37 protein-coding genes and 1 riboswitch are annotated in these 25,587 nt (G+C 63.1%); of the genes, 11 read left to right on the forward strand and 26 right to left on the reverse strand.

Annotated features, from left to right (window positions below; translation table 11 throughout):
• Positions 1 to 4: 4 nt before the first annotated feature.
• From MB02_RS10805 to hisB, 14 genes are all read right to left on the reverse strand, one after another.
• On the reverse strand, positions 5 to 550 hold the full coding sequence (locus MB02_RS10805; protein WP_067536954.1) for a J domain-containing protein: 546 nt from the start codon (positions 548 to 550) through the stop codon (positions 5 to 7).
• Positions 551 to 640: 90 nt separating this feature from the next.
• On the reverse strand, positions 641 to 1,138 hold the full coding sequence (pal, locus tag MB02_RS10810; RefSeq protein WP_067536957.1) for a peptidoglycan-associated lipoprotein Pal: 498 nt from the start codon (positions 1,136 to 1,138) through the stop codon (positions 641 to 643).
• A 69-nt stretch (positions 1,139 to 1,207) separates the two neighbouring features.
• Positions 1,208 to 2,542, reverse strand: a complete 1,335-nt coding sequence (tolB, locus tag MB02_RS10815; RefSeq protein ID WP_067537351.1) for a Tol-Pal system beta propeller repeat protein TolB — start codon at positions 2,540 to 2,542, stop codon at positions 1,208 to 1,210.
• Between the two features lie 44 nt (positions 2,543 to 2,586).
• Positions 2,587 to 3,393: a hypothetical protein gene (locus tag MB02_RS10820; protein ID WP_067536959.1), complete on the reverse strand. Its 807-nt coding sequence runs from the start codon at positions 3,391 to 3,393 to the stop codon at positions 2,587 to 2,589.
• Positions 3,394 to 3,402: 9 nt separating this feature from the next.
• A complete protein-coding gene (locus MB02_RS10825; protein WP_067536963.1) occupies positions 3,403 to 3,852 on the reverse strand; it encodes an ExbD/TolR family protein in 450 nt (149 codons plus the stop codon).
• A complete protein-coding gene (gene tolQ, locus MB02_RS10830) occupies positions 3,852 to 4,562 on the reverse strand; it encodes a protein TolQ (protein ID WP_067536967.1) in 711 nt (236 codons plus the stop codon). The genes MB02_RS10825 and tolQ overlap by 1 nt, the downstream gene beginning before the upstream one ends.
• Positions 4,559 to 4,999 (reverse strand): YbgC/FadM family acyl-CoA thioesterase, encoded by a 441-nt coding sequence (locus MB02_RS10835; protein ID WP_156495488.1) that lies wholly within the window; start codon positions 4,997 to 4,999, stop codon positions 4,559 to 4,561. The genes tolQ and MB02_RS10835 overlap by 4 nt, the downstream gene beginning before the upstream one ends.
• A 120-nt stretch (positions 5,000 to 5,119) precedes the next feature.
• A complete protein-coding gene (locus tag MB02_RS10840) occupies positions 5,120 to 5,500 on the reverse strand; it encodes a histidine triad nucleotide-binding protein (RefSeq protein ID WP_067536973.1) in 381 nt (126 codons plus the stop codon).
• A complete protein-coding gene (locus MB02_RS10845) occupies positions 5,497 to 5,823 on the reverse strand; it encodes a phosphoribosyl-ATP diphosphatase (RefSeq protein WP_067536977.1) in 327 nt (108 codons plus the stop codon). The genes MB02_RS10840 and MB02_RS10845 overlap by 4 nt, the downstream gene beginning before the upstream one ends.
• A gap of 69 nt (positions 5,824 to 5,892) precedes the next feature.
• A complete protein-coding gene (locus tag MB02_RS17830) occupies positions 5,893 to 5,997 on the reverse strand; it encodes a PEP-CTERM sorting domain-containing protein (protein WP_170304707.1) in 105 nt (34 codons plus the stop codon).
• 194 nt (positions 5,998 to 6,191) lie between these two features.
• Positions 6,192 to 6,950, reverse strand: a complete 759-nt coding sequence (gene hisF, locus MB02_RS10855) for an imidazole glycerol phosphate synthase subunit HisF (RefSeq protein ID WP_067536983.1) — start codon at positions 6,948 to 6,950, stop codon at positions 6,192 to 6,194.
• Between the two features lie 4 nt (positions 6,951 to 6,954).
• Positions 6,955 to 7,683: a 1-(5-phosphoribosyl)-5-[(5-phosphoribosylamino)methylideneamino]imidazole-4-carboxamide isomerase gene (gene hisA, locus MB02_RS10860; RefSeq protein WP_067536984.1), complete on the reverse strand. Its 729-nt coding sequence runs from the start codon at positions 7,681 to 7,683 to the stop codon at positions 6,955 to 6,957.
• Position 7,684: 1 nt separating this feature from the next.
• Positions 7,685 to 8,314, reverse strand: a complete 630-nt coding sequence (gene hisH / locus MB02_RS10865; protein ID WP_067536986.1) for an imidazole glycerol phosphate synthase subunit HisH — start codon at positions 8,312 to 8,314, stop codon at positions 7,685 to 7,687.
• Positions 8,307 to 8,900: an imidazoleglycerol-phosphate dehydratase HisB gene (hisB, locus tag MB02_RS10870; protein WP_067536988.1), complete on the reverse strand. Its 594-nt coding sequence runs from the start codon at positions 8,898 to 8,900 to the stop codon at positions 8,307 to 8,309. The genes hisH and hisB overlap by 8 nt, the downstream gene beginning before the upstream one ends.
• Before the next feature lie 144 nt (positions 8,901 to 9,044).
• Between hisB and MB02_RS10875 the strand changes: the two genes are divergently transcribed.
• The 3 genes from MB02_RS10875 to gmk all read left to right on the forward strand — a co-directional run bounded on the left by MB02_RS10875 (position 9,045) and on the right by gmk (position 10,687).
• Complete coding sequence (locus MB02_RS10875) at positions 9,045 to 9,539, forward strand: SspB family protein (protein WP_067536991.1); 495 nt, start codon at positions 9,045 to 9,047, stop codon at positions 9,537 to 9,539.
• A gap of 40 nt (positions 9,540 to 9,579) precedes the next feature.
• Positions 9,580 to 9,978 (forward strand): hypothetical protein, encoded by a 399-nt coding sequence (locus tag MB02_RS10880; protein WP_067536994.1) that lies wholly within the window; start codon positions 9,580 to 9,582, stop codon positions 9,976 to 9,978.
• A 73-nt stretch (positions 9,979 to 10,051) separates the two neighbouring features.
• The gene (gmk, locus tag MB02_RS10885; RefSeq protein WP_067536998.1) at positions 10,052 to 10,687 is read left to right on the forward strand and encodes a guanylate kinase; all 636 of its coding nucleotides are present in this window, start codon (positions 10,052 to 10,054) and stop codon (positions 10,685 to 10,687) included.
• Positions 10,688 to 10,701: 14 nt separating this feature from the next.
• Here gmk and MB02_RS10890 read toward each other — a convergent pair whose 3' ends face one another.
• On the reverse strand, positions 10,702 to 13,098 hold the full coding sequence (locus tag MB02_RS10890) for a S8 family peptidase (RefSeq protein WP_235829489.1): 2,397 nt from the start codon (positions 13,096 to 13,098) through the stop codon (positions 10,702 to 10,704).
• Between the two features lie 170 nt (positions 13,099 to 13,268).
• Between MB02_RS10890 and dapD the strand changes: the two genes are divergently transcribed.
• The 4 genes from dapD (at position 13,269) to MB02_RS10905 (ending at position 15,260) form a co-directional block, all read left to right on the forward strand.
• Positions 13,269 to 14,108: a 2,3,4,5-tetrahydropyridine-2,6-dicarboxylate N-succinyltransferase gene (gene dapD / locus MB02_RS10895; protein WP_067537006.1), complete on the forward strand. Its 840-nt coding sequence runs from the start codon at positions 13,269 to 13,271 to the stop codon at positions 14,106 to 14,108.
• A gap of 90 nt (positions 14,109 to 14,198) precedes the next feature.
• A complete protein-coding gene (locus tag MB02_RS17835) occupies positions 14,199 to 14,354 on the forward strand; it encodes a hypothetical protein (protein WP_170304708.1) in 156 nt (51 codons plus the stop codon).
• Between the two features lie 24 nt (positions 14,355 to 14,378).
• A complete protein-coding gene (locus tag MB02_RS10900) occupies positions 14,379 to 14,807 on the forward strand; it encodes a DUF1810 domain-containing protein (RefSeq protein WP_067537010.1) in 429 nt (142 codons plus the stop codon).
• 15 nt (positions 14,808 to 14,822) lie between these two features.
• Positions 14,823 to 15,260 carry an ion channel gene (locus tag MB02_RS10905; protein ID WP_067537013.1) on the forward strand — a complete coding sequence of 146 codons (438 nt, stop codon included), beginning with the start codon at positions 14,823 to 14,825 and terminating at the stop codon, positions 15,258 to 15,260.
• Between the two features lie 8 nt (positions 15,261 to 15,268).
• Here MB02_RS10905 and MB02_RS10910 read toward each other — a convergent pair whose 3' ends face one another.
• Positions 15,269 to 16,540 carry a dipeptidase gene (locus MB02_RS10910; RefSeq protein WP_067537016.1) on the reverse strand — a complete coding sequence of 424 codons (1,272 nt, stop codon included), beginning with the start codon at positions 16,538 to 16,540 and terminating at the stop codon, positions 15,269 to 15,271.
• 70 nt (positions 16,541 to 16,610) lie between these two features.
• Here MB02_RS10910 and MB02_RS10915 point away from each other — a divergent pair, with 70 nt between their 5' ends.
• A complete protein-coding gene (locus MB02_RS10915) occupies positions 16,611 to 17,069 on the forward strand; it encodes a cupin domain-containing protein (RefSeq protein WP_067537019.1) in 459 nt (152 codons plus the stop codon).
• On the opposite strand, the gene MB02_RS10920 is transcribed toward MB02_RS10915, so the two are convergent.
• The 3 genes from MB02_RS10920 to MB02_RS10930 form a co-directional block, all read right to left on the reverse strand.
• The gene (locus tag MB02_RS10920; protein WP_067537353.1) at positions 17,066 to 17,629 is read right to left on the reverse strand and encodes a YbhB/YbcL family Raf kinase inhibitor-like protein; all 564 of its coding nucleotides are present in this window, start codon (positions 17,627 to 17,629) and stop codon (positions 17,066 to 17,068) included. The genes MB02_RS10915 and MB02_RS10920 overlap by 4 nt on opposite strands.
• A gap of 154 nt (positions 17,630 to 17,783) precedes the next feature.
• Entirely contained in the window at positions 17,784 to 18,599 is an 816-nt protein-coding gene (locus MB02_RS10925) for a DODA-type extradiol aromatic ring-opening family dioxygenase (protein WP_407919337.1), read from the reverse strand.
• A 12-nt stretch (positions 18,600 to 18,611) separates the two neighbouring features.
• The gene (locus MB02_RS10930; protein ID WP_067537022.1) at positions 18,612 to 19,067 is read right to left on the reverse strand and encodes a COG3650 family protein; all 456 of its coding nucleotides are present in this window, start codon (positions 19,065 to 19,067) and stop codon (positions 18,612 to 18,614) included.
• Between the two features lie 127 nt (positions 19,068 to 19,194).
• Between MB02_RS10930 and MB02_RS10935 the strand changes: the two genes are divergently transcribed.
• Positions 19,195 to 19,503 carry an alkylphosphonate utilization protein gene (locus MB02_RS10935; RefSeq protein ID WP_067537359.1) on the forward strand — a complete coding sequence of 103 codons (309 nt, stop codon included), beginning with the start codon at positions 19,195 to 19,197 and terminating at the stop codon, positions 19,501 to 19,503.
• 73 nt (positions 19,504 to 19,576) lie between these two features.
• Here the strand turns inward: MB02_RS10935 and MB02_RS10940 are convergent, their stop codons facing one another.
• Genes MB02_RS10940 through MB02_RS10950 form a run of 3 tightly spaced genes read right to left on the reverse strand, consistent with a single transcriptional unit; the run spans position 19,577 to position 21,051 of the window.
• On the reverse strand, positions 19,577 to 20,029 hold the full coding sequence (locus tag MB02_RS10940) for a hypothetical protein (protein ID WP_067537025.1): 453 nt from the start codon (positions 20,027 to 20,029) through the stop codon (positions 19,577 to 19,579).
• A gap of 60 nt (positions 20,030 to 20,089) precedes the next feature.
• Entirely contained in the window at positions 20,090 to 20,713 is a 624-nt protein-coding gene (locus MB02_RS10945) for a hypothetical protein (RefSeq protein WP_067537028.1), read from the reverse strand.
• Positions 20,710 to 21,051, reverse strand: a complete 342-nt coding sequence (locus MB02_RS10950; RefSeq protein ID WP_067537031.1) for an antibiotic biosynthesis monooxygenase family protein — start codon at positions 21,049 to 21,051, stop codon at positions 20,710 to 20,712. Before MB02_RS10950 ends, MB02_RS10945 begins: the two co-directional genes overlap by 4 nt.
• Before the next feature lie 141 nt (positions 21,052 to 21,192).
• On the opposite strand from MB02_RS10950, the gene MB02_RS18065 reads away from it, so the two are divergent.
• Positions 21,193 to 21,327 carry a hypothetical protein gene (locus MB02_RS18065; RefSeq protein ID WP_268872965.1) on the forward strand — a complete coding sequence of 45 codons (135 nt, stop codon included), beginning with the start codon at positions 21,193 to 21,195 and terminating at the stop codon, positions 21,325 to 21,327.
• A 115-nt stretch (positions 21,328 to 21,442) separates the two neighbouring features.
• Here the strand turns inward: MB02_RS18065 and MB02_RS17840 are convergent, their stop codons facing one another.
• Entirely contained in the window at positions 21,443 to 21,598 is a 156-nt protein-coding gene (locus tag MB02_RS17840; RefSeq protein ID WP_170304709.1) for a hypothetical protein, read from the reverse strand.
• A 93-nt stretch (positions 21,599 to 21,691) separates the two neighbouring features.
• On the reverse strand, positions 21,692 to 22,417 hold the full coding sequence (aqpZ, locus tag MB02_RS10960) for an aquaporin Z (RefSeq protein ID WP_067537037.1): 726 nt from the start codon (positions 22,415 to 22,417) through the stop codon (positions 21,692 to 21,694).
• 134 nt (positions 22,418 to 22,551) lie between these two features.
• Between aqpZ and MB02_RS10965 the strand changes: the two genes are divergently transcribed.
• The gene (locus tag MB02_RS10965; protein ID WP_067537040.1) at positions 22,552 to 23,010 is read left to right on the forward strand and encodes a YaiI/YqxD family protein; all 459 of its coding nucleotides are present in this window, start codon (positions 22,552 to 22,554) and stop codon (positions 23,008 to 23,010) included.
• 22 nt (positions 23,011 to 23,032) lie between these two features.
• On the opposite strand, the gene thiC is transcribed toward MB02_RS10965, so the two are convergent.
• Together thiC and MB02_RS10975 are read right to left on the reverse strand one after the other, a co-directional pair.
• Positions 23,033 to 24,907 (reverse strand): phosphomethylpyrimidine synthase ThiC, encoded by a 1,875-nt coding sequence (gene thiC, locus MB02_RS10970; RefSeq protein ID WP_067537043.1) that lies wholly within the window; start codon positions 24,905 to 24,907, stop codon positions 23,033 to 23,035.
• 27 nt (positions 24,908 to 24,934) lie between these two features.
• On the reverse strand, positions 24,935 to 25,336 hold the full coding sequence (locus MB02_RS10975) for a hypothetical protein (RefSeq protein ID WP_067537046.1): 402 nt from the start codon (positions 25,334 to 25,336) through the stop codon (positions 24,935 to 24,937).
• A 58-nt stretch (positions 25,337 to 25,394) separates the two neighbouring features.
• A riboswitch (TPP riboswitch) is annotated at positions 25,395 to 25,524 on the reverse strand.
• Positions 25,525 to 25,587: the final 63 nt, after the last annotated feature.

The following is a 25,587-nucleotide window of genomic DNA, read 5'->3' on the forward strand; positions in this document are numbered from 1 at the left end:
GGCGCTATTCTTCGGTGGGACCGTACCAGACGCGACGTTCTTCCGCCTGCCGCAGAATTTCGTAGGCAAGCTGGAGCTTGTGAAACTCCTTCGCCGCATCCTCGTCGCCAGGCTTGACGTCGGGGTGAACTTCCTTCGCCTTCGTCCGCCACGCCTTCTTTATGGCATCGAAATCGGCGTCAGCCTCCAGCCCAAGCACATCCAGCGCCCGCATTTCATCCGCGCTGCGGCTGCCATCGCCCGAACCTGTCCAGCCGTAATAGGCGGATTCCGCAAAACCTGAAGTGTCGCGCCGCTCCGCCTTGGCCCGTTCTGCGGCTTCGGCTTCGTCCAGGCCCGCAAAATAGTCCCACTTGGAATTGTATTCCGCAGCATGGCGTTGGCAGAAATACCATCGTTCCGGGCTGTTGGGTGCTTTCGGCGCAGGGCAGTCCCCCGGTTCCTCGCAGCCGTGGCGATCGCACAGGCGCACCTGTGCGGCCTCGCGCGCGGACCCGTAACCACGCCAACGGGGGAAGCCCCAATCGTCGCTGCGGCGGGGACGTGCCATCAGAATTGTCTCGAATGCATCCTGTTAGAATAAGGAAAGCCGGCCCGCGTTTCCAGCGGCAACCGGCCCCTTATCGAAAATTAGCGCAGATCAGTCGATCGTGATCGTCACCGCACGGCGATTCTTGGCCCAGGCGGCTTCGTTGGAGCCGAGCGCAACCGGCCGTTCCTTGCCATATGACACCGTCGAGAGGCGCACGGCATCGATTCCCAGGCTGACCAGATAGTTCTTGGCCGCGTTGGCGCGTCGTTCACCCAGGGCAAGATTGTAGTCGCGTGTGCCGCGTTCGTCACAATGGCCTTCGATCGTGGCCCGCTTGTTGGGATATTGCAGGAGCCATTGTGCCTGTGTCTGCAATGCCGCCGCATCGACGGAGTCGATATTGTAGCGGTCCGTGTCGAAATAGATAACCTGCCGTCCGCCCATCTGCGCCATGAAATCGGCCTGACTGCCCGGTACAGGGCCGGTCTCAGGCGGCGGCGTGGAGGAGGCAGGCTGTGGCGGCAAGGCGTCCGGAGCTTTGCTCTGACATGCGGCCAGTGTAATAGCACTCGCAAGGGCGACGGTGATGGCAAGCTGGCGTCTCATGCTTCTTCTCCTCTTCAATCGGCCGCATCATAGCGAAATTCGGCCGGCAAATCGCTTCTTACAACGCACTTACGGTAATACGGGTCCCCAGGCGGGGTCCGAAGCATCCACCGGCGTGCGCAAACGCCTCAAATTGCGTCCCGTCAGATCCACTTGCCAGAGCGAGGTCCGGCCGGAATTCTTCTCGGTCCGGAAGAACTGCACAATGCGTCCGTTCGGCGCCCAGGTCGGCGCTTCATCCTGCCAGCTGTTGGTCAGATGACGCAAGTTGCCGCCCGTGGGGCTCATCAACGCAATGCGGAAATTTCCGGCTATATGCGTGAAGGCGATCTGATCCCCGCGCGGGCTCCATTCGGGCGTTGCCGCGCGACCGCCGAAGAAGCTGATCCGGCGCTGATTGCTGCCATCGGCATCCATGACGTAAATCTGCTGACTGCCGGAACGATCGCTTTCGAACACGATCCTGCTGCCATCGGGCGAATAGCTGCCGCCGACATCGATTCCCGGCGCATCAGTCAATCGCGTGCTGGGGCCGCCGTTGACGGAGACACGGTAAATGTCGGTATTCCCGTTCACTGCCATGGAATAGAGAATGTAGCGGCCATCCGGCGACCAGCGCGGAGCGAACGTCGGGTTCGTACTTTGCGTAACCAGCCTCTGCGAACCGGCGGCGATGTCATAGATGTAGATCCGCGGATTGCCGTTCAGATAACTGAGATAGACGATCGACCGGTAATCCGGCGAATAGCGCGGCGTCAGAGCCGTTGCCTTGCCAGTCGTGATGAAGCGGTGGTTCGCCCCATCCGAATCCATGATGGCCAGTTGCTTGGTTCGGTTATCCTTCGGCCCCGTTTCCGCGATATAGGCGATCTTGCTATCGAAGAACGGGCTCTCGCCAGAGAGGCGTGAATAGACCAGATCGGCGCACTTATGAGCGCCCCGCCGCCAGTCGGCGGGGGCAAGTTGCCAGCCCTTGCGCACCAGTTCCTGTTGCAGGGCCACGTCATAGAGATAGCAACCGACAGTCAGGTTTCCGTCCGCCCCGGCCGAAACATAGCCCTGCACGAGCATATCGGCATTTCGCCCGGTCCACACACCCCATGACGGTGCAGGAATCTCGGGGTAGCCAGGCCGCGGCAGAACGTCCGGTCCGACCGGCAGGAACAGGCCGTTATTCCGAAGATCCGCGGTTATGACACGGGCGACCTCCACGCCGAGTGCAGCGGTCCCCTGCGCGTTGGCGGGTGTCGGTACATTGTTGTCAGTAGCGAATGCGGGAATGGCGATCCCCAGATCCTGCCAGGCCTTGTCGTCCGAGACACTGCCCGTCAGCCCGCCATCGTCCGCAGTGGCGACGGCCTCCTCCGCTCCCGGACCAGACGGTGCCGGAGCGTCCTGAGCCATGAGCGGCGTGGCGAAAAGCAGGCTGAAGAGAACAAGGGCTTTTTTCACTGCGACAACTTCCTGTCGAAACGGAACGCGGACACGCGTTTCCAAGCGTTGTAGTATTTAACCGGCAAATCGAACGGCGCGGCAAGCTGTACTGCACGGATTGCCAATTCTGCATGCCTCCCTGCCTGTGCCCGATTGGCATCTGTAATGCCATTCTGACTCACAACGCGCGGAACGCCCGAAAGGCTCCCGTCTCGATTGAGATCGAATGCCAGCACTGTAACCAGCAATTCTGCATCGGCCCCCTGGGGGCTCGACCAATGCGGCTTTAACTGCCGCGCGATAGCCTGCCCGAGCGAAGCCTTTACCTGAGATCCGATTTGCGATGCGGGAACCGCGGCATCCGCATCTGCTTCACCCACATCGGCACCTTTCAGGAAATCGCTGCCCAGCTTGCTGCCTCCACCCGTTTTCGGGGCTGGCTTGGACGGCGTCGGCTTGGACGGGGCCGCAGCCTTGGGCTGGGCGGTCGGCTTCGGTTTCGGACTGGGCGAAGGCGCGGCCTTGGGCGTTGCAGCCGGCTTTGGTTCGGGCTGCGGCGCGGGTTGTTCCTGCGGCTGATCGGGTGGGGCGATTTCATCCGCAATCGTGGGCGCGACCGCAGCCTGCATATCCTGCGACAATACCGGTCCGGTATCTTCCAGCCCGACATCATCGACCAGATTCACCGCCATCCGTTCGGGCATTTCGAAATTGCTGGCATGTCCCGGCTGCAGCAACAAGGCAGCCACAAGCGCCACGTGCAACAGCACCGCTACGGCAAGGCCGGTGCGTTCTTCAGGACGGAGCGCTGCGAAACTCATGAAGCGTGGCTATGGTGCGCTAACTGAACTGTTGGTGACCAGCGAGATGGCATTGAACCCCGCATGGTTCAGCTCGCCCATCACCGCCATGACCAGTCCGTAATCCAGGGCCTTGTCCGCACGCAGAGTGACGAGCGGGGGCTTGCCGGAGGCATCGATCGGCATGGCTGCCAGGCGATCGGCCAAAGTGCCCAACGCTACGGGATCGTTATCTATGTAGATACTTCCGTCCGCGCGGATCGACAGTGTTATCTGGTCCGGCTCCTGATCCATGGCGCTCGCCCGGCTGTCAGGCAGGTCGACCGGCACCGCGGAAGTCAGCAGCGGTGCTGTGACCATGAAAATGATCAACAGCACCAGCATAACGTCGACCAGCGGCGTGACATTGATTTCCGCCATCGGCGCACGGCGCGAACCGCGCCTGCCCCGCCTTCCACCAGTGCTGATTCCCATCGCCATCAGCGGGCATCCATTTCGCGGCCGAGCATCGCGTGAACCTTGTCGGCCAAGCGTTGCAAGCGGGCTTCCAGCGCATTCACCTGCTGGGAGAAGCGGTTATAGGCGATAACGGCTGGAATGGCTGCGAACAGCCCGATGGCCGTGGCGAACAACGCCTCTGAAATGCCCGGCGCGACAACTGCCAGCGAACTGTTCTGCTGGCTGCCGATCTGGAAAAAGCTGTTCATAATGCCCCACACGGTCCCGAACAGGCCGACAAAGGGCGCGACCGACCCGACAGTGGCAAGAAAATTGAGCCGCTCGGCAAGACTGTCGGCCTCGAATGCGACCTGGCTTTCCATAGCACCGGCGATGCGCTGCCGCGCCCCGGCCGGGTCGCGACCGCCTGCCTCACCCGACAGACGCCACTCTTCCAGCCCGGCGGCGACGACGCGCGCGGCGGCACTTTCGGACTTGGGCTTCAGTTCTCCGGCGGAGCGGTTGTCGACCTTTGCCCACAAGTCTTTCTCATAGGCGGCGCAACGGCGGCGAACACCGCCCATCCGCAATGAGAACGACACGATGATCATCCAGACCCAGATACTCGCCAGCAGCAGTCCGGCCATTACGAGCTGGACCACGATGTCCGCATCCATGAACAGTTTTGCCGGATTGAGCCGCGTGGGCGCTGCGCCGGCGACAGTGGCGGAAAGGGTGGCGAGGTCGGTCATGCTGCTCCTTTGGGGGCAAGAACTGTCTGCAATTTATCGTACCAGCCGGCAGGATGCCGGGCGGGGCGGCCATCCGGCGCGACGAAACCGATACGGATCGCCGCGTCCGCCAGCAGAATATCGCCCCGCAACGCTTTTTGTTCCACGCGCCAGCTCGCAGCGCGCAAATCCATTATTCGGCTTTCTATCGTCACGGCATCACCGAGCCGGGCCGGCCGCAGATAGCGGATCGCGATTTCCGTCACCGCATAGGCCCCCAGTCCCCCGGTGATCGCAGCGGGCTGATCAATGCCCACACTGCGAATCAGGTCGGAACGGCTGCGTTCGAACCAGCGAAGATAGTTGGCGTGATAAACCACACCGCCCGCGTCGGTATCGTCGAAATAGACGCGCAGCATGGCGCGATAGGTCGAGCCATCGAACAGGCCTGCTGACATGTTTGGCAATTCCGGCATCCAGAGCAGGCTTGTAGCCTTACTGCGACTCGCCCCGCAAGCGGGCGTGATCGGCATGACGCGAAAACCCCTCAGGCGGGCGCTATCGCGCGTATCCGTACCCTATTCGGGAATCATTCGGCCCAACGGTCGCCCACCGCAGATGTGGACATGCAAATGCGGGACGATCTGCCCTGAATCCGGGCCGATATTGGCAATCGCGCGATAACCGGGTTCGACCAGCCCCTTGTCCCGCGCAATAGTGCCGATCGCCCGGACGAAACCGGCGATTTCCTCCGCACTTGCCCGCATGCTGAAATCGTCCCAGCTCACATAGGCTCCCCTGGGCAGCACGAGAATATGTTCCGGCGCCTGCGGATTGATATCGAGAAAGGCAAAGGCCCAGTCATCTTCGTAAACCTTCGTACAGGGCAATTCCCCCCGCAGGATTTTCGCGAAGATGTTCTGATCGTCATAGGGTTGGGTCGGATCGACAGGAGTCATGCGTTCCTCGAAGCTTTTTCCACAATGCCCGACACGCCTTCGCGCCGGTCCAGTTCCACCAGCACGTCGGCCAGCGCAATGTCCTTCGCCCCAAGCAGAACCATGAGATGGAAAATCACGTCTGCCGCCTCTCCCACCAGTTCTTCCCGGCTGCCTGCAAGCGCCGCGATCGCCGCCTCGACCGCCTCTTCACCCAGCTTGCGCGCCATGACCGGGACCCCACGGGCGTTGAGCTGTGCGACGTAGCTTTCCTCGGGCGCGGCAGTCCGGCGGCTGGCAATGGTCTGTTCAAGACGTGCCAGGGTATCTGGTGAGCTGTTCATGCACATCCAATGGAATGCGCAGGCGCGACGGTCAAGGACACATGGCCGGCAAGACCGCTTCGCGCAGCCTTACTTGCCGTCGCCATCCTTGCGGCTACGGCGAAAACCATGCCGGCCAATGATCACGCCCAGAAGACCAAGCGAAAACAGCGCAAGATCGGATGGCTCGGGCACCTGGTTGTTCCACGAAGCGGCAGCTGGCGCCGCCTGCAGGAGCAAAAGCGGGACGAGCGCAAGAAGGAGAAAGCGGGCCATCGAAAATAGTTAAAGCAAAGCTTGTGCCATGGGTCACAATCCCCCGTATTCCGCGAGTAATTAGGTTAACGATGGGGTGAAGGCGTTTGTGTTTGTCAAGAAATCCGACAGTTTCAGCCCCTCGCGGGCAAACCTGCCGCGCGTAATGCCGCATGCGCTTCGGCGATAGTGTAAGTGCCGAAATGGAAAATCGAGGCGGCCAGAACCGCGCTCGCATGCCCTTTGGTCACACCGTCCACAAGATGTTCCAGAGTGCCCACACCGCCGCTGGCGATTACCGGTATGCCGACCATATCGGCAATCGTGCGGGTCAGATCCAGATCATAGCCTGCCTGCGTGCCGTCGCCATCCATTGACGTCACCAGCAGTTCGCCGGCCCCGAGTTCGGCCAGCCGTACCGCATGTTCGACCGCATCAATGCCGGTCGGCTTGCGCCCGCCATGAGTGAAGATTTCCCAGTGCCCGTCCTGCCGCCGCGCATCGACCGAAGCGACGATACACTGGCTGCCGAACTTGTCGGCTATCTCGGCCACGACTTCGGGTCGCGAAACAGCGGCTGAATTGACGGCAACCTTGTCCGCGCCGGCAAGCAGCAAGGCACGAGCATCGTCCGTGCTGCGAACACCCCCGCCGACCGTCAACGGCATGAAGCAGACTTCCGCCGTGCGACGGACAATATCGAGCAACGTGCCGCGGCCTTCGTGACTGGCGGAAATATCGAGGAAACACAGTTCATCCGCCCCGGCCTCATCATAGGCGCGGGCCTGTTCCACAGGATCGCCAGCGTCCTTGAGATCGACGAAATTGACCCCTTTGACCACCCGGCCATCTGCCACATCGAGACACGGAATGACACGAACGCGGACAGTCATGGGATCAAGCCTTCTCCGCCATGGCAATGGCTGCGGCGAGATCGAGACGGCCGTCATAAAGAGCACGACCGGTAATCACGCCTTCGATCCCTTCGCTGGCGTGGATCGACAGCATGCGAATATCGTCGAGGCCCTTGACCCCGCCGCTGGCGATGACGGGCAGGTCAGTGCGACGGGCAAGATCCACTGTCGCTTCCACATTGCACCCTTTGAGCAAGCCATCCCGGCCGATGTCCGTGAACAACAGACTGGCAACCCCGGCATCCTCGAACCGATAGGCCATGTCCGCTACCGGCACGTCGGACACTTCCGCCCATCCTTCGGTCGCGACCATGCCATCACGCGCATCGACGGCGACCACAATGCCGTTTTCCCATTCGCGCGCCATGTCCTTGACGAATTGCGGGTCCTTGAGCGCGGCGGAACCGATCACGATCCGGCTGACACCGAGATTGAACCAGCCTTCGACAGCCTGCGGGTTGCGAATCCCGCCGCCCAACTGGACATGGCCGGGAAACGCCTGGAGGATTGCTTCCACCGCCTCGCGATTCCGGCTTTCGCCGGCAAAGGCGCCGTCGAGATCCACCACATGGAGGAAACCGGCCCCTGCCTCGGAAAAGGCAAGCGCCTGAGCCGCCGGATCATCGCCATAGATGGTGGCACGGTCCATGTCGCCTTCGGCAAGACGCACAACCTGCCCCTGTTTGAGGTCGATGGCGGGAAATACGATCATATCAGGGTTTCCAGTCGAGGAAGCGTGCCAGCAGCTCCAGCCCATAGGCCTGGCTCTTTTCAGGATGAAACTGGACGCCCAGCAGATTGTCATGCGCAACGGCCGCCACCAGCCCGCCGCCATGGTCGGTCATGGCCGCGACATGGTGCCCGTCATCGGGCTGAAAGTGGTAGGAATGGAGGAAATAGGCTTCGCCCGGTGCGATCAGCTCCGCCCCGTCATGATGATGGGTCGGAATGACATCGTTCCAACCCATGTGCGGCACCTTGATCGCGGGATCCGTCCGCTCGATCAGGCGCACTTCACCAGGAACCCATCCGAGCCCCTGCGTCACGCCGTGTTCCAGCCCGCGATCCGCCAGCAGCTGCATGCCGACGCAAATGCCAAGAAATGGCGCGCCGCCGATCTGTACGCGCTCTTCCATCGCCTCAACCAGGCCGGAGATCGCCCGCAGTCCCGCTGCGCAGGCGCCGAATGCCCCCACTCCCGGCAGAACGATACGATCCGCCGCGCGAACCACATCCGGATCGGCAGTGACTGTCACACCTTGGGCACCGGCCGCCTTCAGCGCATTATGCACCGAATGGAGGTTGCCCGCGCCGTAGTCGACGAGAGCGACGACCTCAGCCACCCAATTGTCCTTTCGTCGAAGGCACTGCCCCGCCCTTGCGCGGATCCAGTTCGACTGCCTGGCGCATGGCCCGGGCAAAGCCCTTGTAAATGCCTTCAATGATGTGGTGGTTATTCTGCCCGTAAAGCAGTTCGATATGCAGCGTGATCCCCACGGCCTGCGCGATCGAATGGAACCAGTGTTCAAACAGCTCGGTATCCATTTCGCCCAGGCGAGGCTGGCTGAAGCCCGCCTTCCACACGAGATAGGGACGACCGGAAATGTCGAGCGCGATGCGCGCCAGCGCTTCGTCCATAGGGGAATAGGCTGCGCCGTAACGGCCGATACCCGCCTTGTCGCCCAGTGCCTGCGAAATCGCCTGGCCCAGCGCAATGGCCGAATCCTCGGTCGTGTGATGCTGATCCACGTGCAGGTCGCCCGACACCTTGAGCTTTACGTCAATCAGCGAATGGCGGGAAAACTGTTCCACCATATGATCGAGGAAACCGATTCCGGTCGAAACGTCATAAGCGCCCGTCCCGTCGAGGTTCACCTCGACGGCGATTTCGGTCTCGCTAGTCTTGCGGGTTATCGTGCCTGTGCGCATAGGCTCCGCCTATAGGCCGATGGCGGATAAGCGCAATATCCGCGTACGGGCGCGGACGCTTCGCATCCTATCTGGGCCCCCATATCTCGGTGCCGATGCGCTTTGCGCTTGACCGGCCCATCGGGCAAGGCCACTTTCAGGGGCATGACTGACGAAACGCCTGACAGCCTGATACCTTACGACGAAATCGTGCAAGAGGCGCTGCGCGCGGTTGTCGGCCGCGTTCTCGGACAGATCGAAGGATCGGGAGGCACGCTGCCCGGCAACCATCATTTCTATATCACGTTCAAGACCGGCGCACCCGGCGTTTCGATTCCCGCACACTTGCGCGAACGTTTCCCGGACGAGATGACTATCGTGCTGCAGAACAAGTTCTGGGACCTTTCGGTCGGGGAAGACGTGTTCTCGATAGGGCTCAGCTTCAACCAGGTTCCGGCCAAGCTGACGATTCCGTTCGCGGCAATCACCGCCTTCGTCGATCCGGCAGTCGATTTCGGCCTGCAGTTCCAGGCTTCCGTGCCGGACATGGCGCCTGAACCGCATGACGACGCCCAGAACGATTCGCCCAACGGCACTCCCACACCGGAAGCTGATGACGGCTCCAACGTGGTGACAGTGGATTTCGGACGCAAGAAGTAACGGCCCCACACGCCACGGATGGCCGGGCCAAAGGACGGCAATGGCAAGGATAACCAAACGCAAAGGCAAAGCGGCGATACCTCGCGTGCCCGATGCGACCAGAGGCCCCAGCCCCGATCCGACCACCAACCTGCTGATTGGCGACATTCTCATGCGCGGCGGAACCACGCTCGCGCGGCTGGCGATTGAAAAGGCGCTGGTCCGTTCCCGCTACAATCCGCAGGCAGCCAAGCAGATTTTGGCCAGTCAAACTCTGGGGAGGCGGATTTTCTCCGCCAACGCCAGCAGGCTGGCCACCCGCTCGCTGCCAGGTGCGCTTCTGATCGGGACCGGATTAATGGCCAAGGCCCTGCTCGACCGGGCAAGGGCCAGACGCCGCGCGAAGGAAGCGCCTGCAAGTCCGTCACCAGCGCAAGGCAAGAAGCCCGACGTATCCTGAACGAAACCCGCGCGATCATTGCCGAGCTGACAGATGGGCTTGATTCCCGCACGGCCTCGCGCCAATTGCGGGCATGGCCAATACGGAAAGCCTCAATCGCCGCGGACTGATGTTCGTCCTTTCCTCACCCTCCGGTGCGGGCAAGACCACCATTTCACGCATGCTCCTCGCCGCCGAGGAGAATCTTCATATGTCGGTTTCCGTCACGACCCGGCCGCAGCGCCCCGGCGAAACCGACGGTACGGATTACATCTTCGCCCGGCGCCCGGAATTCGACCGGATGGTTGCCGAAGACGCCTTCCTCGAATGGGCGGAGGTATTCGGCAATTGCTATGGCACGCCAAAGGCGGAAATCGACGCGGGCCTGCGCAATGGCAAGGACTACCTGTTCGATATCGACTGGCAGGGAACCCAGCAGCTTTACCAAAGGGCAGGACCGGACGTCGTGCGCGTCTTCCTGCTGCCGCCCAGCATTGCTGAACTGGAACATCGCCTGTCCTCCCGCGGGACCGACAGTGCCGCAGTCATCGCGGGGCGCATGGAACGCGCGCGATCGGAAATCAGCCACTGGGACGGCTACGACTATGTCGTGGTCAATGATGACGTCGACACCTGTTTCGCCAAAGTCCGGACCATTCTGGCGGCCGAGCGGTTGCGCCGCACGCGGCAAACCGGCCTGGTCGATTTCGTGCGCGAACTGATGCGCTGAATCTCACCCGGCTGTCAGAAATTCGTACTCCAGCGCAAGGCCACGCCCTTGTCATCGGGAAGCGCGGCGTAATGACCGGGGTCCTTGCGATAGAACAGGCTGGCCGCGAGGTGGCCTGACAGCAATGGCCCGCTCCAGCCGAGTTCCGCCATCAGCTCCCTGCCCTTCGGTGTCAGGTTGAGCTTGCGCAGGGCAAAGCCGGGCGTCTCCGTCGCATAATCGTAGCTGACGGGCAGATCGAGATTGAGGCCGCCCTTCTCAACCCGGAGCGGCTGCGCCAACCGGAAGGCGATCCGGTCAGACCTGCCGAAGATGGCGTCCCGGCTGACGTCCAGCGACCATGCCCGGCTGCGGAGCAGCGAGCCACCCGCGACAACACCTGCGTTGCGCGCCATTGTCCAGCCTTCGCGCCACGCGGCCCCGACATGCAAGGAGCGCCCGACACTCCAGCTTGCGCGCCCATCGAGAAACACGCTGTCAGCGCCTTTGGCGCCAAATCCATCATGCAGACGGGCGCCCAGTATCGTGCGATCCTCTGCCAGCCAGTTCACGCCAAACGCCACGGCAAGACCGCCCCAGTGCCGGTCAACCGCCACGCCGAAGCGTGTCATGCCATCGTCTGCACGCGACGGACGCAACGCATCATCGAACAGCACGGGCGCACCGGAAAGGATATGGGCGCTTTCTCCGCTGGCAGTCAGCCCCCATCGACCGAATTGCCGCCGCATGGCCAGCGACACCTTGTCCCCGGCCATGAACCCGTCCTCGCTGCCCGCATCGCGCGCAATGAAGAAAGCCGGTTGCCGCGCGCCCTGCAATTGCGCGACCAGTTCATCGGCACTATCCGCAAAGGCAAAGCCAAGCTGGGTATCCGGTGAAAGCCGCAAGGCAATTCTGGCCGCCAGAATCTTCGCTTCGTGCGCATCGGCCTGTGAAAGGCGCAAGGCGGCAGGCCAGGCTTCCATTGCCGAGCCTGCCCGGGCGTCGATCGTGAAAGCAAAACTCGCCTTTTCGTTCGCTCCCCCGAGGAAACGCTGTTCGCCGGCCAGCGCATTGGTCAACCGAGGCACGAGCGAGGCGCTGCGCATTGCAACGGCAAGATCACGCACATAGGCCCGGTCATAGCCATCGAGGACTACCGCCCCGAGCGAAGCGCCTGTCAACGCATCGCCCATTGCCGTCGATGTCGCCCCGGTGCTGTCTCCGAGAGAGAGCGGTGTTTGCGATCCGGCAAGACTGGTGGTCCCGATCGGCTGAAATGCAGCGGCGATATCCAGAATGCCCCGGCCATAGATCGAATCTACCCCGGCGCTGCCCGCATCGAAGGCTGAAGAAAGCAGGATGTCGACGATTTCCGAGCCGGTAAGCGAGGGAAATGCCTGGGCCAGCAAAGCGGCAGCCCCGGCGATCTGCGGGGCCGAGAAACTGGTCCCGGAAATGAGCACCGGACCGCCCGCCTCGATATAGATTCTCTCGCCCAGAGCCGCGAGATAATAATTCTGGCTGTTTCCCGTCCCGGCCCTGTTGCTGAAGCTGGAAAGATTGCCTGAGGAATCGATCGAGCCGGCAATGATGAGATGGCCATCGGCCGCACTCAACATACCGGTCGCGAATGAATCCGGCCGGGATGCCTGATCGTTTCCGGCGGAGACGATCACCACGACACCTGCCGCTGCGGCATTGGCAATCGCAGTGGTCACATCCCTGCTCGGCAACCCGCCTCCCAGCGACAGGTTGATGACCCTCGCGCCATTGTTCACCGCATGATCGATTGCGGCCGCGATTGCGGGATCTTCGAAGGAGCAATCGTCCGGGCATGAGCCGGGAGTGTCGGCCCGCAAGGCCATGATCGTTGCATTGTAAGCGATCCCCACAGTGCCGCTGTCATTGCGCGCGGCGGCCGCCACCAAGGCAACCCAGGTGCCATGCATCCCGACGGCTTCGATTGTTCCGTTGCCTGCAAAATCGGCCGATGCGGAAGAAATGCGCCCGGTGAATTCGCTGTTGGCCGTTTCAATCCCGCTATCGACGATGCCGATGGCCACACCTGCTCCCGTCGCGCCATCCTGCCACGCGGCAACGGCATTGTGCAGGCCGGGCCCATCGCTGCGGCGAAATTCCGCCGTATCGAATGCCGCCGGAACCGGTGTGAGAGTCGGCAGGGTCTGGGTGGGAGTGGGAGTGGGAGTGGGAGTGGGCGTCGGTGTGGGGGTCGGACTAGGTGTAGGTCTAGGTGTAGGTGTCGGAGCCGGCGCAGGACTTGGAGCAGGGGCTGGAGCTGGTGCGGGGGCTGGCGCAGGAGCCGGTGTGCTCGAGACTCCGCCACCGCCGCCACAGGCAGTCACCAGTACCAATCCGGACAATACCATTCCGTAACGCAGCATCTGCCTGCAAGCTTTCGCTGATCGCACCGGCCTCTCCTCCCCTGACTGAAAGGCCATTTTCGCAGACTTGGTTAAAAATTTTGCATACGATCGGCGCACACCATGCCGTCCCGGTCTTGAGCGCCCTTGCCCCCCATGCCGCAAAGCGTTAGGCGCCACGCCCGGTCCCGAATACCCTGTGGAGGAGAATGCCACCCATGTCCGCTCAACTCGCCGCCGCCATCGAAGCCGCCTGGGAGGCACGCGATACCGTCACGCCAGCAAGCGCGGACGTGCGCGAACATGTCGAAGCCGCACTGGCCCTGCTCGACAGTGGGGAAGGCCGCGTCGCCGAACCGGACGGTCAGGGTGGCTGGAAAGTCAACCAATGGCTGAAGAAGGCCGTGCTGTTGTCGTTCCGCCTCAATGACAATGTGCCGATCGAGGCCGGTTCGGGCGGAGCCCCCGCATTCGACAAGGTGCCCAGCAAATTCACCGGTTGGGACGATGCCCGTTTCCGCGCGGCAGGTTTCCGCGTGGTGCCCGGCGCGGTCGCACGCCAGGGCAGCCATATCGGCAAGGGCGTGGTGCTGATGCCCAGCTTCGTCAATATCGGCGCTTATGTCGGCGATGGCACCATGGTCGATACCTGGGCGACCGTCGGCAGCTGTGCGCAGATCGGCAAGAACGTCCACATTTCCGGCGGCGCCGGAATCGGCGGCGTGCTCGAACCATTGCAGGCCGGCCCCGTCATCATCGAAGACAACTGCTTCATCGGCGCCCGTTCGGAAGTGGCCGAAGGCGTCATCGTAGGCGAAGGCGCCGTCCTCTCGATGGGCGTTTTCCTCGGCGCTTCGACCAAGATCGTCGACCGCAGCACAGGCGAAGTGCACATCGGCAAAGTGCCGCCCTATTCGGTGGTTGTCCCCGGCTCGATGCCCGGCAAGCCCTTGCCTGACGGCACGCCCGGCCCCTCCCTCTATTGCGCCGTGATCGTGAAGACGGTGGATGCGCAGACCCGTTCCAAGACCGGGATCAACGAACTGCTGCGCGACTGATCCGGCTGCCGCCTGCCGGAACATCAGCCATTGCAAACCGTTGTTGTGTGGGGACCGCGATTGTCCCCGGCAACAACGGGAGTGCAAGCCATGGAAAGCCAAGGCGAAGAAGTCCACGTCGACACCGACAAGGCACGCGGAGGATCAACCCCGCATATCGTTCGCTGGGTACTGGCCATCAGCCTGTTCCTCGCGATCGCCCTGCTGTCCGCCACCTGGATCACGGGAGCTCTGGCATCCGGATAAGTCTGTTTGCCAAATGCCTGCCCGGTGAGCGATAACGATCTCGGTCGCTTTGTTTCCGCGCAGGACCGTCACGGCATTTACGCCCGTGCGCTGGAGGAATTGAAGGCAGGCCGCAAACAGAGCCACTGGATGTGGTTCGTGTTCCCTCAGATCGCCGGACTGGGCCAGAGCGAAACCGCGCGGTTTTACGCCATTGAAAATCTGGCCGAAGCCCCCGCTTTCCTCGCCCATCCGACGTTGGGCGGGCGATTACAGGAATGTACAGGCGTCGTGTCCGCCTGGGCGGGACAGCGCAGCGCGACAGACATTTTCGGCCCGCTCGATGCGCAAAAATTCCACAGTTGCATGACGTTATTCGATGTTGCGGGCAGCTTGCCCTGCTTCGCCGAGGCAATGGAGCTGTTTTATTGCGGCAAACGGGACGAACGGACACTGGCGCTGCTCGCCGGATAATTGCAAATAGGGGGCATGCAACCGCACCTCTTCACCCAGTTTGTGGTTTCTTCGATCATGCTGGTCATCTGCGTGGCGATCCACGGGCTCGGTCTGTTCAGCCTCAATCGCGCGCTGCATAGCGAAGCCTCGATAGAACGGCTCGAACATACCGACCCACTTTCACGGCGCGGAGCGATCTTCACCCTCTCCATAGTCGTCGCGTTGATCGCGCTGCACGGGATCGAGATCTGGCTGTTTGCCGTATTCTATCTGGTGGTGGGCGCGGTCGCCAATCTTGAACAGGCGCTCTATTTCTCGACGATCAGTTATTCGACTGTCGGATACAGCGACATGCATATCGCCATCGAATGGCGCCTGACCGGCGCATTCGAAAGCATCATGGGCGTCATCCTGCTGGGCTGGTCGACCGCGTTCTTCTTCCGGATGCTGTCACGGATCGATTCGCACTGATCCCTACCTCAGTCCGGTACCGGCGTCTCGATCGGAGGATCAGCGCGATGCGCCGCCGCATAGGCTTCCGCTGCTCGCATGACACGCAGGATATTGCGGCTGGCGATTTTCTCCAGGTCAGCTTGCGAATAGCCGCGCCGGGCCAGTTCCTCGAACAGTGCCGGATAGCCTGACACGTCCTCCATTCCGACCGGCCCCGTGGCCATGCCGTCATAGTCGCCACCGATGCCGATGTGGTCGATCCCGGCCACCTGCCTCAGATGATCGATATGGTCGGCCATGTCGGACACGGTCGTGGCCGGTTCAGGGTGCGCCTTGTCCCATGCCGCCAACCCGGCGATGACCTGATCCGGCTGTCCCTGCCAGAGCGACTGCAACCGGGCTTCCTCGCCCTTGCGGTCCGCCAGCCATTGCCGCGCGGCTTCGCTGACATATCCCGGCAAGGCCACTGCCATCACGATACCGCCGTTGTCCCGCACTTTCGCCAGGACATTGTCCGGCACATTGCGGGCATGACCATTGACCGCACGTGCGCCCGAATGGCTGAAGATCACTGGCGCCCGCGCCACTTCCAGCGCATCGAGCATGGTTTCCTCACTGACATGGCTGAGATCGACCAGCATGCCCAGCCGGTTCATCTCGCGCACAACCTCCCGGCCAAAATCGGTCAGCCCGTCATGTTCAGGCACATCCGTCGCGCTGTCCGCCCATGGGGTGTTCTTCGAATGAGTAAGCGTCATGTACCGCACGCCCAGTGCGTACATCTGGCGCAACACGCCCAGGCTGGAACCGATCGAATGCCCGCCTTCCATTCCGAGCAGGGACGCGACCCTGCCCCGCTTCATGTCCCGCTCGACATCAGCGGCGGTCAGGGCCAACTGCATTTCCGCAGGGTAGCGGGCAACCAGCCGCTTGGTCACGTCGATCTGTTCCAGAGTCGCCTGCACGGCTGCCGCTTCATCGAGTTCGGCCGATACGTAAACCGACCAGAATTGCGCCCCCACGTGTCCCTTGCGCAGACGCGCAAGGTCGGTGTGCATGGTCCGGCCTTTCCATGTGCCGACAGCATCGGGGCTTCCGGTGGTGGACGTATCGGCAAAGTCGAAATCGCCGATCACGTCATGGTAACGGCCGCGCAACTGGATCGGGGTATCGTTGTGCCCATCGAACACCGGCGCGACGCGAAGCGCGGCTTCCGCCACCTGCTCGGGCGTTCGGGCAGACAAGGGCCCTGCCCCCAGCAGCAGTATCCCCCCGGCCACGGCCCCCATCCAACGCATCGCACATCTCCTCCGGCAAATATCCGCAAACCAGCTAGCCAGCCCCGGCGCATCAGGGCAAGCTGCAATCATGGACGGCCTGAATGCAAGAGCGCTGATTGAGCGGCTGGAACTCGCGCCTCACCCCGAAGGGGGATGGTATCGGGAAACGTGGCGAGCGCCGTCTGTCGCGGGGGAACGGGTTGCCAGCACTGCCATCCTGTTCCTGCTCGAAGCGCACCAGCGGTCCCACTGGCACAGGGTCGACGCGGACGAGATCTGGTTATGGCATGCAGGCGATCCATTGCGCCTTGCCATCGCCCCGCATGAAACCGGCCCCATCGCTACCACGATCCTCGGCCCCGGCCTGCTGTCGGACCATCGGCTCCAGCAGGTCGTGCCTGCCGGCCATTGGCAGGCGGCGGACCCGGCCCCCGGCGGCGGGGCCGGCTATGTCCTCGTTTCCTGTGTGGTTGCGCCGGGTTTCGAATTTTCCGGCTTCACTCTGGCAGAACCCGGCTGGGTTCCGGGCAAGCAGGACGAGGCTTAAGCTTCGTCCTCGCCATCGTCCCAGCTTTCGTCATCCTCGTCCGTGCGGGCATACATCGCCGTCAGGATCGCTGCGCCGACGACGTGCCCTTCCATCGCAGCGAACAGTTCGTCGCGCGACGCGCCGGGCATCAGTGTCAACGGCAGGTCGAGCGCGAACAGCTGAAAGACATAAGCATGCGCATCATCGTCATGCGGCGGTTCGGGCAGCAACCATTCGCTGTTGCGATGGGCATTCTTGCCTACGCGCGGCGGCACTTCGCCTTCGAGCAATTGCCCCTTCTGCCCGGCGAGACCCCAGACCAGCCAATGGCAGGCAGGTTCGTCACCCGGCGCATCGGGGTCTTCCACCACCAGCGCCAGTTCCATCGCGCCTGGAGGCGGAGCGGTCCATTCCAGGGGCGGTGCGACGGCATCCTCTTCGTCGGCAGTGAAGCACGGATCCAATTCCTCCCCATCCTCGAACGCTGCCGAACGCAGGGAAAAACCCGCCTTTCCCAGCAATTCCGGGCTGGCGAGCCGGGCCACGGCCAGCTTTGCATGTCCTGCGCCCTTGGTCATCTGCATTCCTTTCAGATCTGGGAATTGGTTTGCGAGGGCCTCCTTAGGCGCGCCCTTACCGGCAGGACAAGGGGGGCATTCGCAAATTTGCCGTCGCCCCCATGCAATGTTCGATCCTGCCAGCCGCAACCCCGTGTTCGGGCGCCGGAACGCTTCAGGCGAACCGGTATCCAGACAAGGCACTGCCCAGCATGTTTTCGGAATAGTCCACTGTTCCCGGCGCGTCGGACGCACCGGCAGCCACCATCAACGGCAGCAGGTGTTCTTCCCGCGGATGGCTGTGGCGCGCATTGGGGGCCGCTGCCCATTGCGCCAGCAAGGCCCCGCGCTCGTCTGCGTCCATTTGCGCCGCATGGCCCAGCCAATGATCGAAATCGGTCGAATAGGCGGCCAGCCCCGGATTGCGCATCACCTGCATGTTGTGGAAGCTCATGCCCGATCCGATCACCAGCACGCCTTCATCCCGCAAGGGTGCCAGCGCCCGACCGGCGGCAAGGTGCAACGCGGGGTCAAGGCTCGCGTCGAGCGACATTTCCACCACCGGAATATCGGCATCGGGAAAGGCGACTTTCAACGGAATGAACATGCCGTGGTCGAAACCGTGATCCGGATCGACCGCAGCTTCCAGCCCGTTGCCGCGCAGCAGGCCCGCCGCCCGTTCCGCCAGCCACGGAGCGCCGGGCGCGGGATAGGTCAGTTCGTACGTGTGCGGCGGAAAACCATAGTAATCGTAGATCAATCCCGGATGCTCCGCCCCGGTAAAGGCAAAGCCGCGCGTCTCCCAATGAGCGGACACCAGCAGGATGGCCCGCGGGCGTTCCGGCAGGCTGGCGGGAATGGAACGCAAATAGCCTTCCATCCTGCTCCACATCCCGGTGGGGTCGGGCATGAAGAAGCACGGCCCCCCGCCGTGGGGGATGAACAGGGCCGGCTGGCGGGCATGAGGCGTCGCTTGTGTCATGCCGTTCATATGGGGATGCCCTCAGGGATTTTCAGGTCCCGTGAACGGCCGCGATGCCGTCCATGCGCAGCCGGTGCGCAATTCGCCCGTCCCCTGCGGACCGATCCGCAAAGTCACGGTGAACGGATAAGTCCGGTCGGACATGCCGTCGCTGCATTCTCCCGGTGTCACGGCCATGCCGAACGGCTTGTCGCCCAGCTTGCCGGTGAACGAGATGCCATTGCGCCCGGCGAAGCGCGCGATGCGGATAACCTCCCCATCCGGGTTTTCAGGCGTAGTGTAGGTCAGCATACCCCCCTCGGCCTGGCCGCCCCAGAAGGGTTCCGTCCCGGTAAAGTGAACCGCCTCGCCCGGGGCGATCCCTTCGTAGGGATGGCGGTCTTCGGGATCGCCGGGTGCATTGGTTTCGCCCGGACTGCTGGGATTGCAGGCGGCAAGGGCAGGAGCGATAAGGATGAGAGAAGCTGTGCGGTACATCGTGCCGCCGACATTGCAGCGGATCGGCGGCGCCCGCAAGATCCCCGTGCACCCTTGCGATGCGGCGCGCTTGTGGCAGGGCCTCCGGCCTGACATAGGGCCCCATCCACCAACAGGGACAACCATGATGAGCGGCGACGACGAAGAGTACGTATACGACGAGGAAAGCGGCGAATGGATGCCTGCATCCGAATTGGCCGCCAAGCAGGCAGCCGCCGACACGGTGGAAGTCCGCGACGCGGTGGGCAACCTGCTGGCCGATGGCGACCAGGTCACACTGATCAAGGATCTGGAAGTCAAGGGCGCGGGCCAGACGTTGAAGCAGGGCACGCTGATCAAGTCGATCCGGCTGACCGGCGACGCACAGGAAATCGACTGCAAGTATCCCGGCATCAAGGGCCTCGTCCTGCGGGCGGAGTTCGTGAAGAAGCGCTGATCCGGATACCGGCCGGTGCGTGCGTGACACGAAACGCGCTGAATGTGCGCCCGGTCCAGCGGGCCAGCAGCGTTCATCCGTAGCGCCCCCGCAATGCCCGGTCATATGTGGAAAGCAGGCGCAAAAGCGCGGAATTGCTGGGTTTCCGCAAGGTTCCGGTAAACCGGCCGCGCCGCATTCGCACAGTGAACGGCCCCTCCAGTGCGCAGGCCCACAGTTCGCCGGGTGTGACCTTCCGCCGGGGCACCCCGTTACCGGCACGCAGCGCCAGCACCGCGTCCCATGCCGCGACGAAACTTTCCGCGCCCGGCCTGCGCCGCAACCGATAGGCAGTCTCTCGCGAGCATCCCACCCGCGCTGCCGCTTTGGAAACGGAACCGGTCTGCGCGAGCCAGCCGATGAACCGGGCCTGCCGCAAGGGCGTCCAGCCGTCGCGCCGGGCGCGCAGCGGCACGGGAACGAAGGGCGGGACCCGCCGGTATGCGGGCCATGATCGGGAAGGCTTGCGGGTGGAGCGTCGTGTCATCCCGCAGCATAAGGCAGGTTTCGCGCGTGTAGGAAAGGCCGCACGGCCACCCGCCCGCCATCACAGCATCCGCAGCGAATCCAGCAAGGTTTCCAGATGCGCGCGGCCCAGCTTGCTCCACACGTTGTACAGGCATTGCTGCCCGCCGATCCGCAGATAGGCGAGCGACTGGCTGCCCACGCCGTCAGGCGCATCGGCGGGATAGGCACGCGCACCCTCCAGCCCGTATCCGGCAAAGGCCGGTTGCGGCAGGTCAGGCAAGCGGCGGAAATGCGGCCACTGCGCCTTCAGCCGCCGCTCCTGCGCTGCCGGATCGTCACGATCGTCAGGCAATAGCCCGGTGCCCGCGATGCCGAAGGCGCTGCGTGTTCCGGGCAAATCGAATGCAACCGCCCAGCCGCCGGAAAATTCCGCCCGCCGCGCATTGAACGCGATCCCGCCGGCATCCGTGAATGTCACCGGCGCACAGGCGGCGCGATTTTCCGCGTTGCTCCATTCCAGCCGGACCAGTTCCGCTGCCAGCGGATAGGCCTGCAACACGGGCTTGTCCGGGTCCGCATGGGGCGGCGGCACGGATGCATCCGGTTGCGGGGCGGAGTGTACGGGGCCATCGGGCTGGCACGCGCTCAGCGCCAGCGCCCCGACCATAAGCGAGCCGAGAGCGAGCGGGGCGAAGCGGTTCATTCGGCCTCTCCATCGGCCCGATCCAGCAGATCGTCCGTCACTTCCATCAACAACAGCGGCTCGTCCGCAGTATCCGCAATCGCATCGGTAAACGCGCGGCGCGTGCCGGGATCGTCATAGACCATCTTCGCATCGAATGCCGTCTGCCATGTCGCCCGGTCCGGCCATTCCGCCACCCCGACGAAGCGCCCGTCGCCCTGGCCCAGATCCTCGTAATGCAGACGCGAACCGAGCGAGCCGTATTTTTCCCGGATCAGCCGGGTTCCCCGCCGCCACGCGGCGCGAAACTGGTCTTCCTTGCCCGGATGCACTTTCCACCAATAGGCTGCGACGAACATGCACTGCTCCTTTCATCCGACCAACGCCGGAACACCGCGTTGGGTCCGGAATCCACGGCCGCACCGGTGCCGAATTACCGCGCCATGGCCCGAATAAGGGCGTAAGGCCATCCGGGGCATTCCGCCCCGATTGGAACCGGCATGGCCAAAGGCCAGAAGAAATCGAACAGGGAAATCCGCAAACCCAAGGCGGAAAAACCGAAGAAGCAGAATGCATCCAACCCCTCGCTCAAACCCGGCGCGATCCGAGGGCTGGAGAATATGAAGAACACATAATCCGGAACGGCGCGGCAGGCTGGCATGGGGCGGCCCATTGCCTCTCACGGCCGACCTGTCCGCGCGTGCCTGCCCTCTCAGCGAGAGGGCGCACGGGGGTGACGCAAAGGGGCGATCAGGCCCCCTTCTTCGCCTTGTGCGCAGCGATCAGCTCGTCCAGTTCGGCAATACGCCTGCGTTCGGTCGTGTCCCTCGGCAGCCCTTTCAGGCGGCAGGTGGCCCATAGGGCTTTGCGCTCCGATTCCAGCGCCTTGAGATAAAGATCGGCCATTGGGGGCTCCTGTAAGTGAGCCGGGCCTATAGGGGCGGATGGCGCGGGAAGACAGCAAATTGCCGTATCCCCGCGCCGCTCTTCATTCCGGGATCAGTCAGGCGCGCCTTCGCCGCCGATACCTTCCGGTGCCTCACCGGGGGTCAGCAGCACTTTCCAGATCAGCCCGCCGATCACCGCGCCAACCAGCGGAGCGAGCCAGAACAGCCAGAGCTGATCCAGCGCATGGGTTTCCGCGAACAGCGCCACGCCCGTGGAACGGGCCGGATTGACCGACGTGTTCGTGACCGGGATCGAGATCAGGTGGATCAACGTCAACGCCAGACCGATCGCCAGCGGCGCAAAGCCCGAAGGTGCGGCTTTCGAAGTGGAGCCGAGAATGACGATCAGGAAGCCGGCCGTCAGGATGATCTCGATCATCAGCGCGGCCTGCATCGAATAGCCGCCGGGCGACAGATCGCCATATCCGTTGGACGCAAACCCGCCCGGTGCGAAACCGGCCTTGCCCGATGCGATGGCATAAAGCGCCGCCGCGGCAACGATCGCCCCCAGGATCTGCGCAATCCAGTACGGCACCAGTTCCTTCCAGGAAAAGCGGTTGGCCACGGCGAGGCCCAGCGATACCGCAGGGTTGAAATGCCCGCCGGAAATCCCGCCCACGGCGTAGGCCATCGTGACCACGGTCAGGCCGAACGCCAGCGCGACACCGGCGAAACCGATCCCCAGTTCGGGAAAGGCCGCGGCGAGCACTGCCGACCCGCAACCGCCGAACACCAGCCAGAACGTACCGAAAAACTCCGCCATCAAATGCCGTATCATCTGTCCCTCCTCTCCGAATGGCTCGGAACGGCGGACGATACGCCAATCGCACCCCCCGGCAATGTAAAAGCTTGTAACCTGCCGCCGCCTCCCGAACCTTGCCCTGAGCCCCCGATCCGCTAGGCCTGCGCGGTATGACCAGCCCGCACATCATGATCGACGCCGATGCCTGCCCGGTGAAAGAGGAAATCTACAAGGTGGCCCTGCGCCACCGGGTGCCGGTCAGCGTGGTCAGCAACGCGATCTTCCGTATTCCGGACAGCGCATTGGTCAGCCGCGTGGTGGTGGACGACGGCTTCGATGCGGCGGATGACTGGATCGCCGAACGGGCGACGCCCGCCAGCGTGGTGATTACCGGCGATATCCTGCTGGCCGACCGCTGCCTGAAAGCCGGGGCGACCGTGCTGGCGCACAATGGCAAGCCGTTCACCACCAGCTCCATCGGCTCGGCCATCGCCACGCGCGCGATCATGGCCGACCTGCGCGCCGGGGCCGACGGTATAACCGGCGGCCCGCCCCCGTTCAGCAAGGCGGACCGCTCACGCTTTCTGCAAGCACTGGATCAGGTGCTGGTGAAACTGGCGCGGGGCTAGAGAGAGGCGGGCAAGCCCGCCCTCACCCTTCTCCGGTCTTCAAATAGACTTCCCCGCCTTCCTCGCGGAATTTCTCGGCCATCTCCTCCATGCCCTTTTCCGCCGCCTTTTCATCAGAAGCGGCGATAAAGCCGGTGCTGTCCTGGTTTTGCTTTGCCGCGAAGTCGCGCACTTCCTGCGTGATCTTCATCGAGCAGAATTTCGGGCCGCACATGGAGCAGAAGTGCGCGGTTTTCGCGCCTTCGGCCGGGAGAGTCTGGTCGTGGTATTGCTCTGCCGTATCGGGATCGAGGCTGAGATTGAACTGGTCGCGCCAACGAAATTCGAAGCGCGCCTTCGACAGCGCATCGTCACGAACCTGAGCCGCCGGGTGGCCCTTGGCGAGGTCCGCGGCATGGGCGGCGAGCTTGTACGTCACCACGCCGACTTTCACATCGTCGCGGTCAGGCAGACCAAGGTGTTCCTTGGGCGTGACGTAGCAAAGCATCGCCGTGCCGTACCAGCCGATCTGCGCCGCGCCGATGCCGCTGGTGATGTGATCGTATCCCGGCGCAATGTCGGTAACGAGCGGCCCGAGGGTATAGAACGGGGCTTCGCCGCACGCCTCCAGCTGCTTGGTCATGTTTTCCTTGATCTTGTGCATGGGCACATGGCCCGGCCCTTCGATCATCACCTGCACGTCCTGTTCCCAGGCGCGCTTGGTCAGTTCGCCCAGCGTATAGAGTTCCGCGAACTGCGCCTCGTCATTGGCGTCCGCGATACTGCCGGGGCGCAGGCCATCGCCCAGCGAATAGGCGATGTCATAAGCCTTCATGATCTCCGTGATCTCGTCGAAGTGCTCGTACAGGAAACTCTCCTTGTGATGCGCGAGACACCACTTGGCCATGATCGAGCCCCCGCGGCTGACGATCCCGGTGACGCGCTTGGCCGTCAGCGGGATGTAGGGCAGGCGCACGCCGGCGTGGATCGTGAAGTAATCGACGCCCTGTTCGGCCTGTTCGATCAGAGTGTCACGGAAGATGTCCCAGGTCAGGTCTTCGGCAATGCCGCCGACCTTTTCCAGCGCCTGATAGATCGGCACCGTGCCGATCGGTACCGGGCTGTTGCGGACGATCCATTCGCGCGTGTCGTGAATGTTGCGGCCGGTGGACAGGTCCATCACCGTGTCCGCGCCCCAGCGGATCGACCAGACCATCTTGTCCACTTCGCTCGCCACGTCCGACGCGACGGCGGAATTGCCGATATTGGCATTGATCTTGACCAGGAAGTTGCGGCCGATCGCCATCGGTTCGCATTCGGGATGGTTGACGTTGCTGGGAATGATCGCCCGGCCGCGCGCCACTTCGTCGCGCACGAATTCGGGCGTCACGTAATCGGGAATTTCCGCGCCCCAGCTTTCGCCGTCGCGGAGCTGGTCCTTGAGCATCTCACGCCCGAGATTCTCGCGAATCGCCACATATTCCATTTCCGGCGTGACGATCCCCTGCCGGGCATAGTGCATTTGCGAGATGTTCCCGCCCGCCTTTGCCCGCAGCGGGCGGCGCAGCGCCGTCGGGAACGGGGGAACCCCGCCCGAACGGTCTGGCCCGAGCTGGCCATTGTCTTCCGGCCTCACTTCGCGCGGGGTGTATTCCTCCACATCGCCCCGGCCCAGTTGCCATTCGCGCCGCAGGGCGGGCAGGCCCGCCGCGATGTCGATAGTGGCATCGGGGTCGGTATAGGGGCCGGACGTGTCATAGACCCGCACCGGCGGCTCCCCGCTCGACGGTTCGAGCGCAATCTCGCGCATCGCCACGCGCACTGCCGGATTCCCCGGCGCGGGCACGTGGATCTTGCGGCTGCCCCGGATCGGCCCGGTGGTGACGCCTATTTCGATGTGCGAGTTGATATCGGCCATGAAGGAGGTCTTTCGTCTTGGATTGAATCAGGTGAAGCGGAACAGCCCGGCCACGGTCAGGCCGAATCCGCACAGGAACGTCACGATTGCCCAGCCGCGATGCATGAAGCTGAGATTGCGGAGCCAGAACTGGAAATAGATGTCGGAAAAGCCGAGCACAGCCAGCGCTTCCAGCATCATCAGCCCTGCCAGCGCCTTCATCACGCAGGCCAGCAGATCAGAAGGCACCCACGGATTGGCGAGATAGATCACCGCGCCGACCAGCATTTCCAGCCCGCCGCTGATCAGTTGCAGGGCCGGCGATTTCTCGATCTCGTCGACCAGCGTCTGCCATATGCCGGGCTTGCGCAAGGCGCCGACCGCCGCGAACAGCGTAAACAGACCGAGCAATGTGGCCGACCATGTGGTCGGGTCGAACGTCTCGTGCATTGAACATCCTCCTCCGTCGTATTGGTTGGAAAGAGGATGGCGCAGCAAACGGATTTGTCCAGTCTGCAAATACCCTCCCTCCGCCCGTGCTAACGGGTTCAGGTTCGACGGGTCGTGGGACGCGACTCCCACCTCTCAGCCACAGACCTTCGGCAGAAGGGCTTCGCATGGCTCCCCGGGGAAGGCCCATGATAGGGCCTATGTCCCGGCATGGGAAGGGTGCGGCGTGGAAAAACCGGCAAGGCCCGCCG

This window comes from Croceicoccus estronivorus, assembly GCF_001625325.1.
In the GTDB taxonomy this organism is placed as follows: Bacteria; Pseudomonadota; Alphaproteobacteria; order Sphingomonadales; family Sphingomonadaceae; genus Caenibius; species Caenibius estronivorus.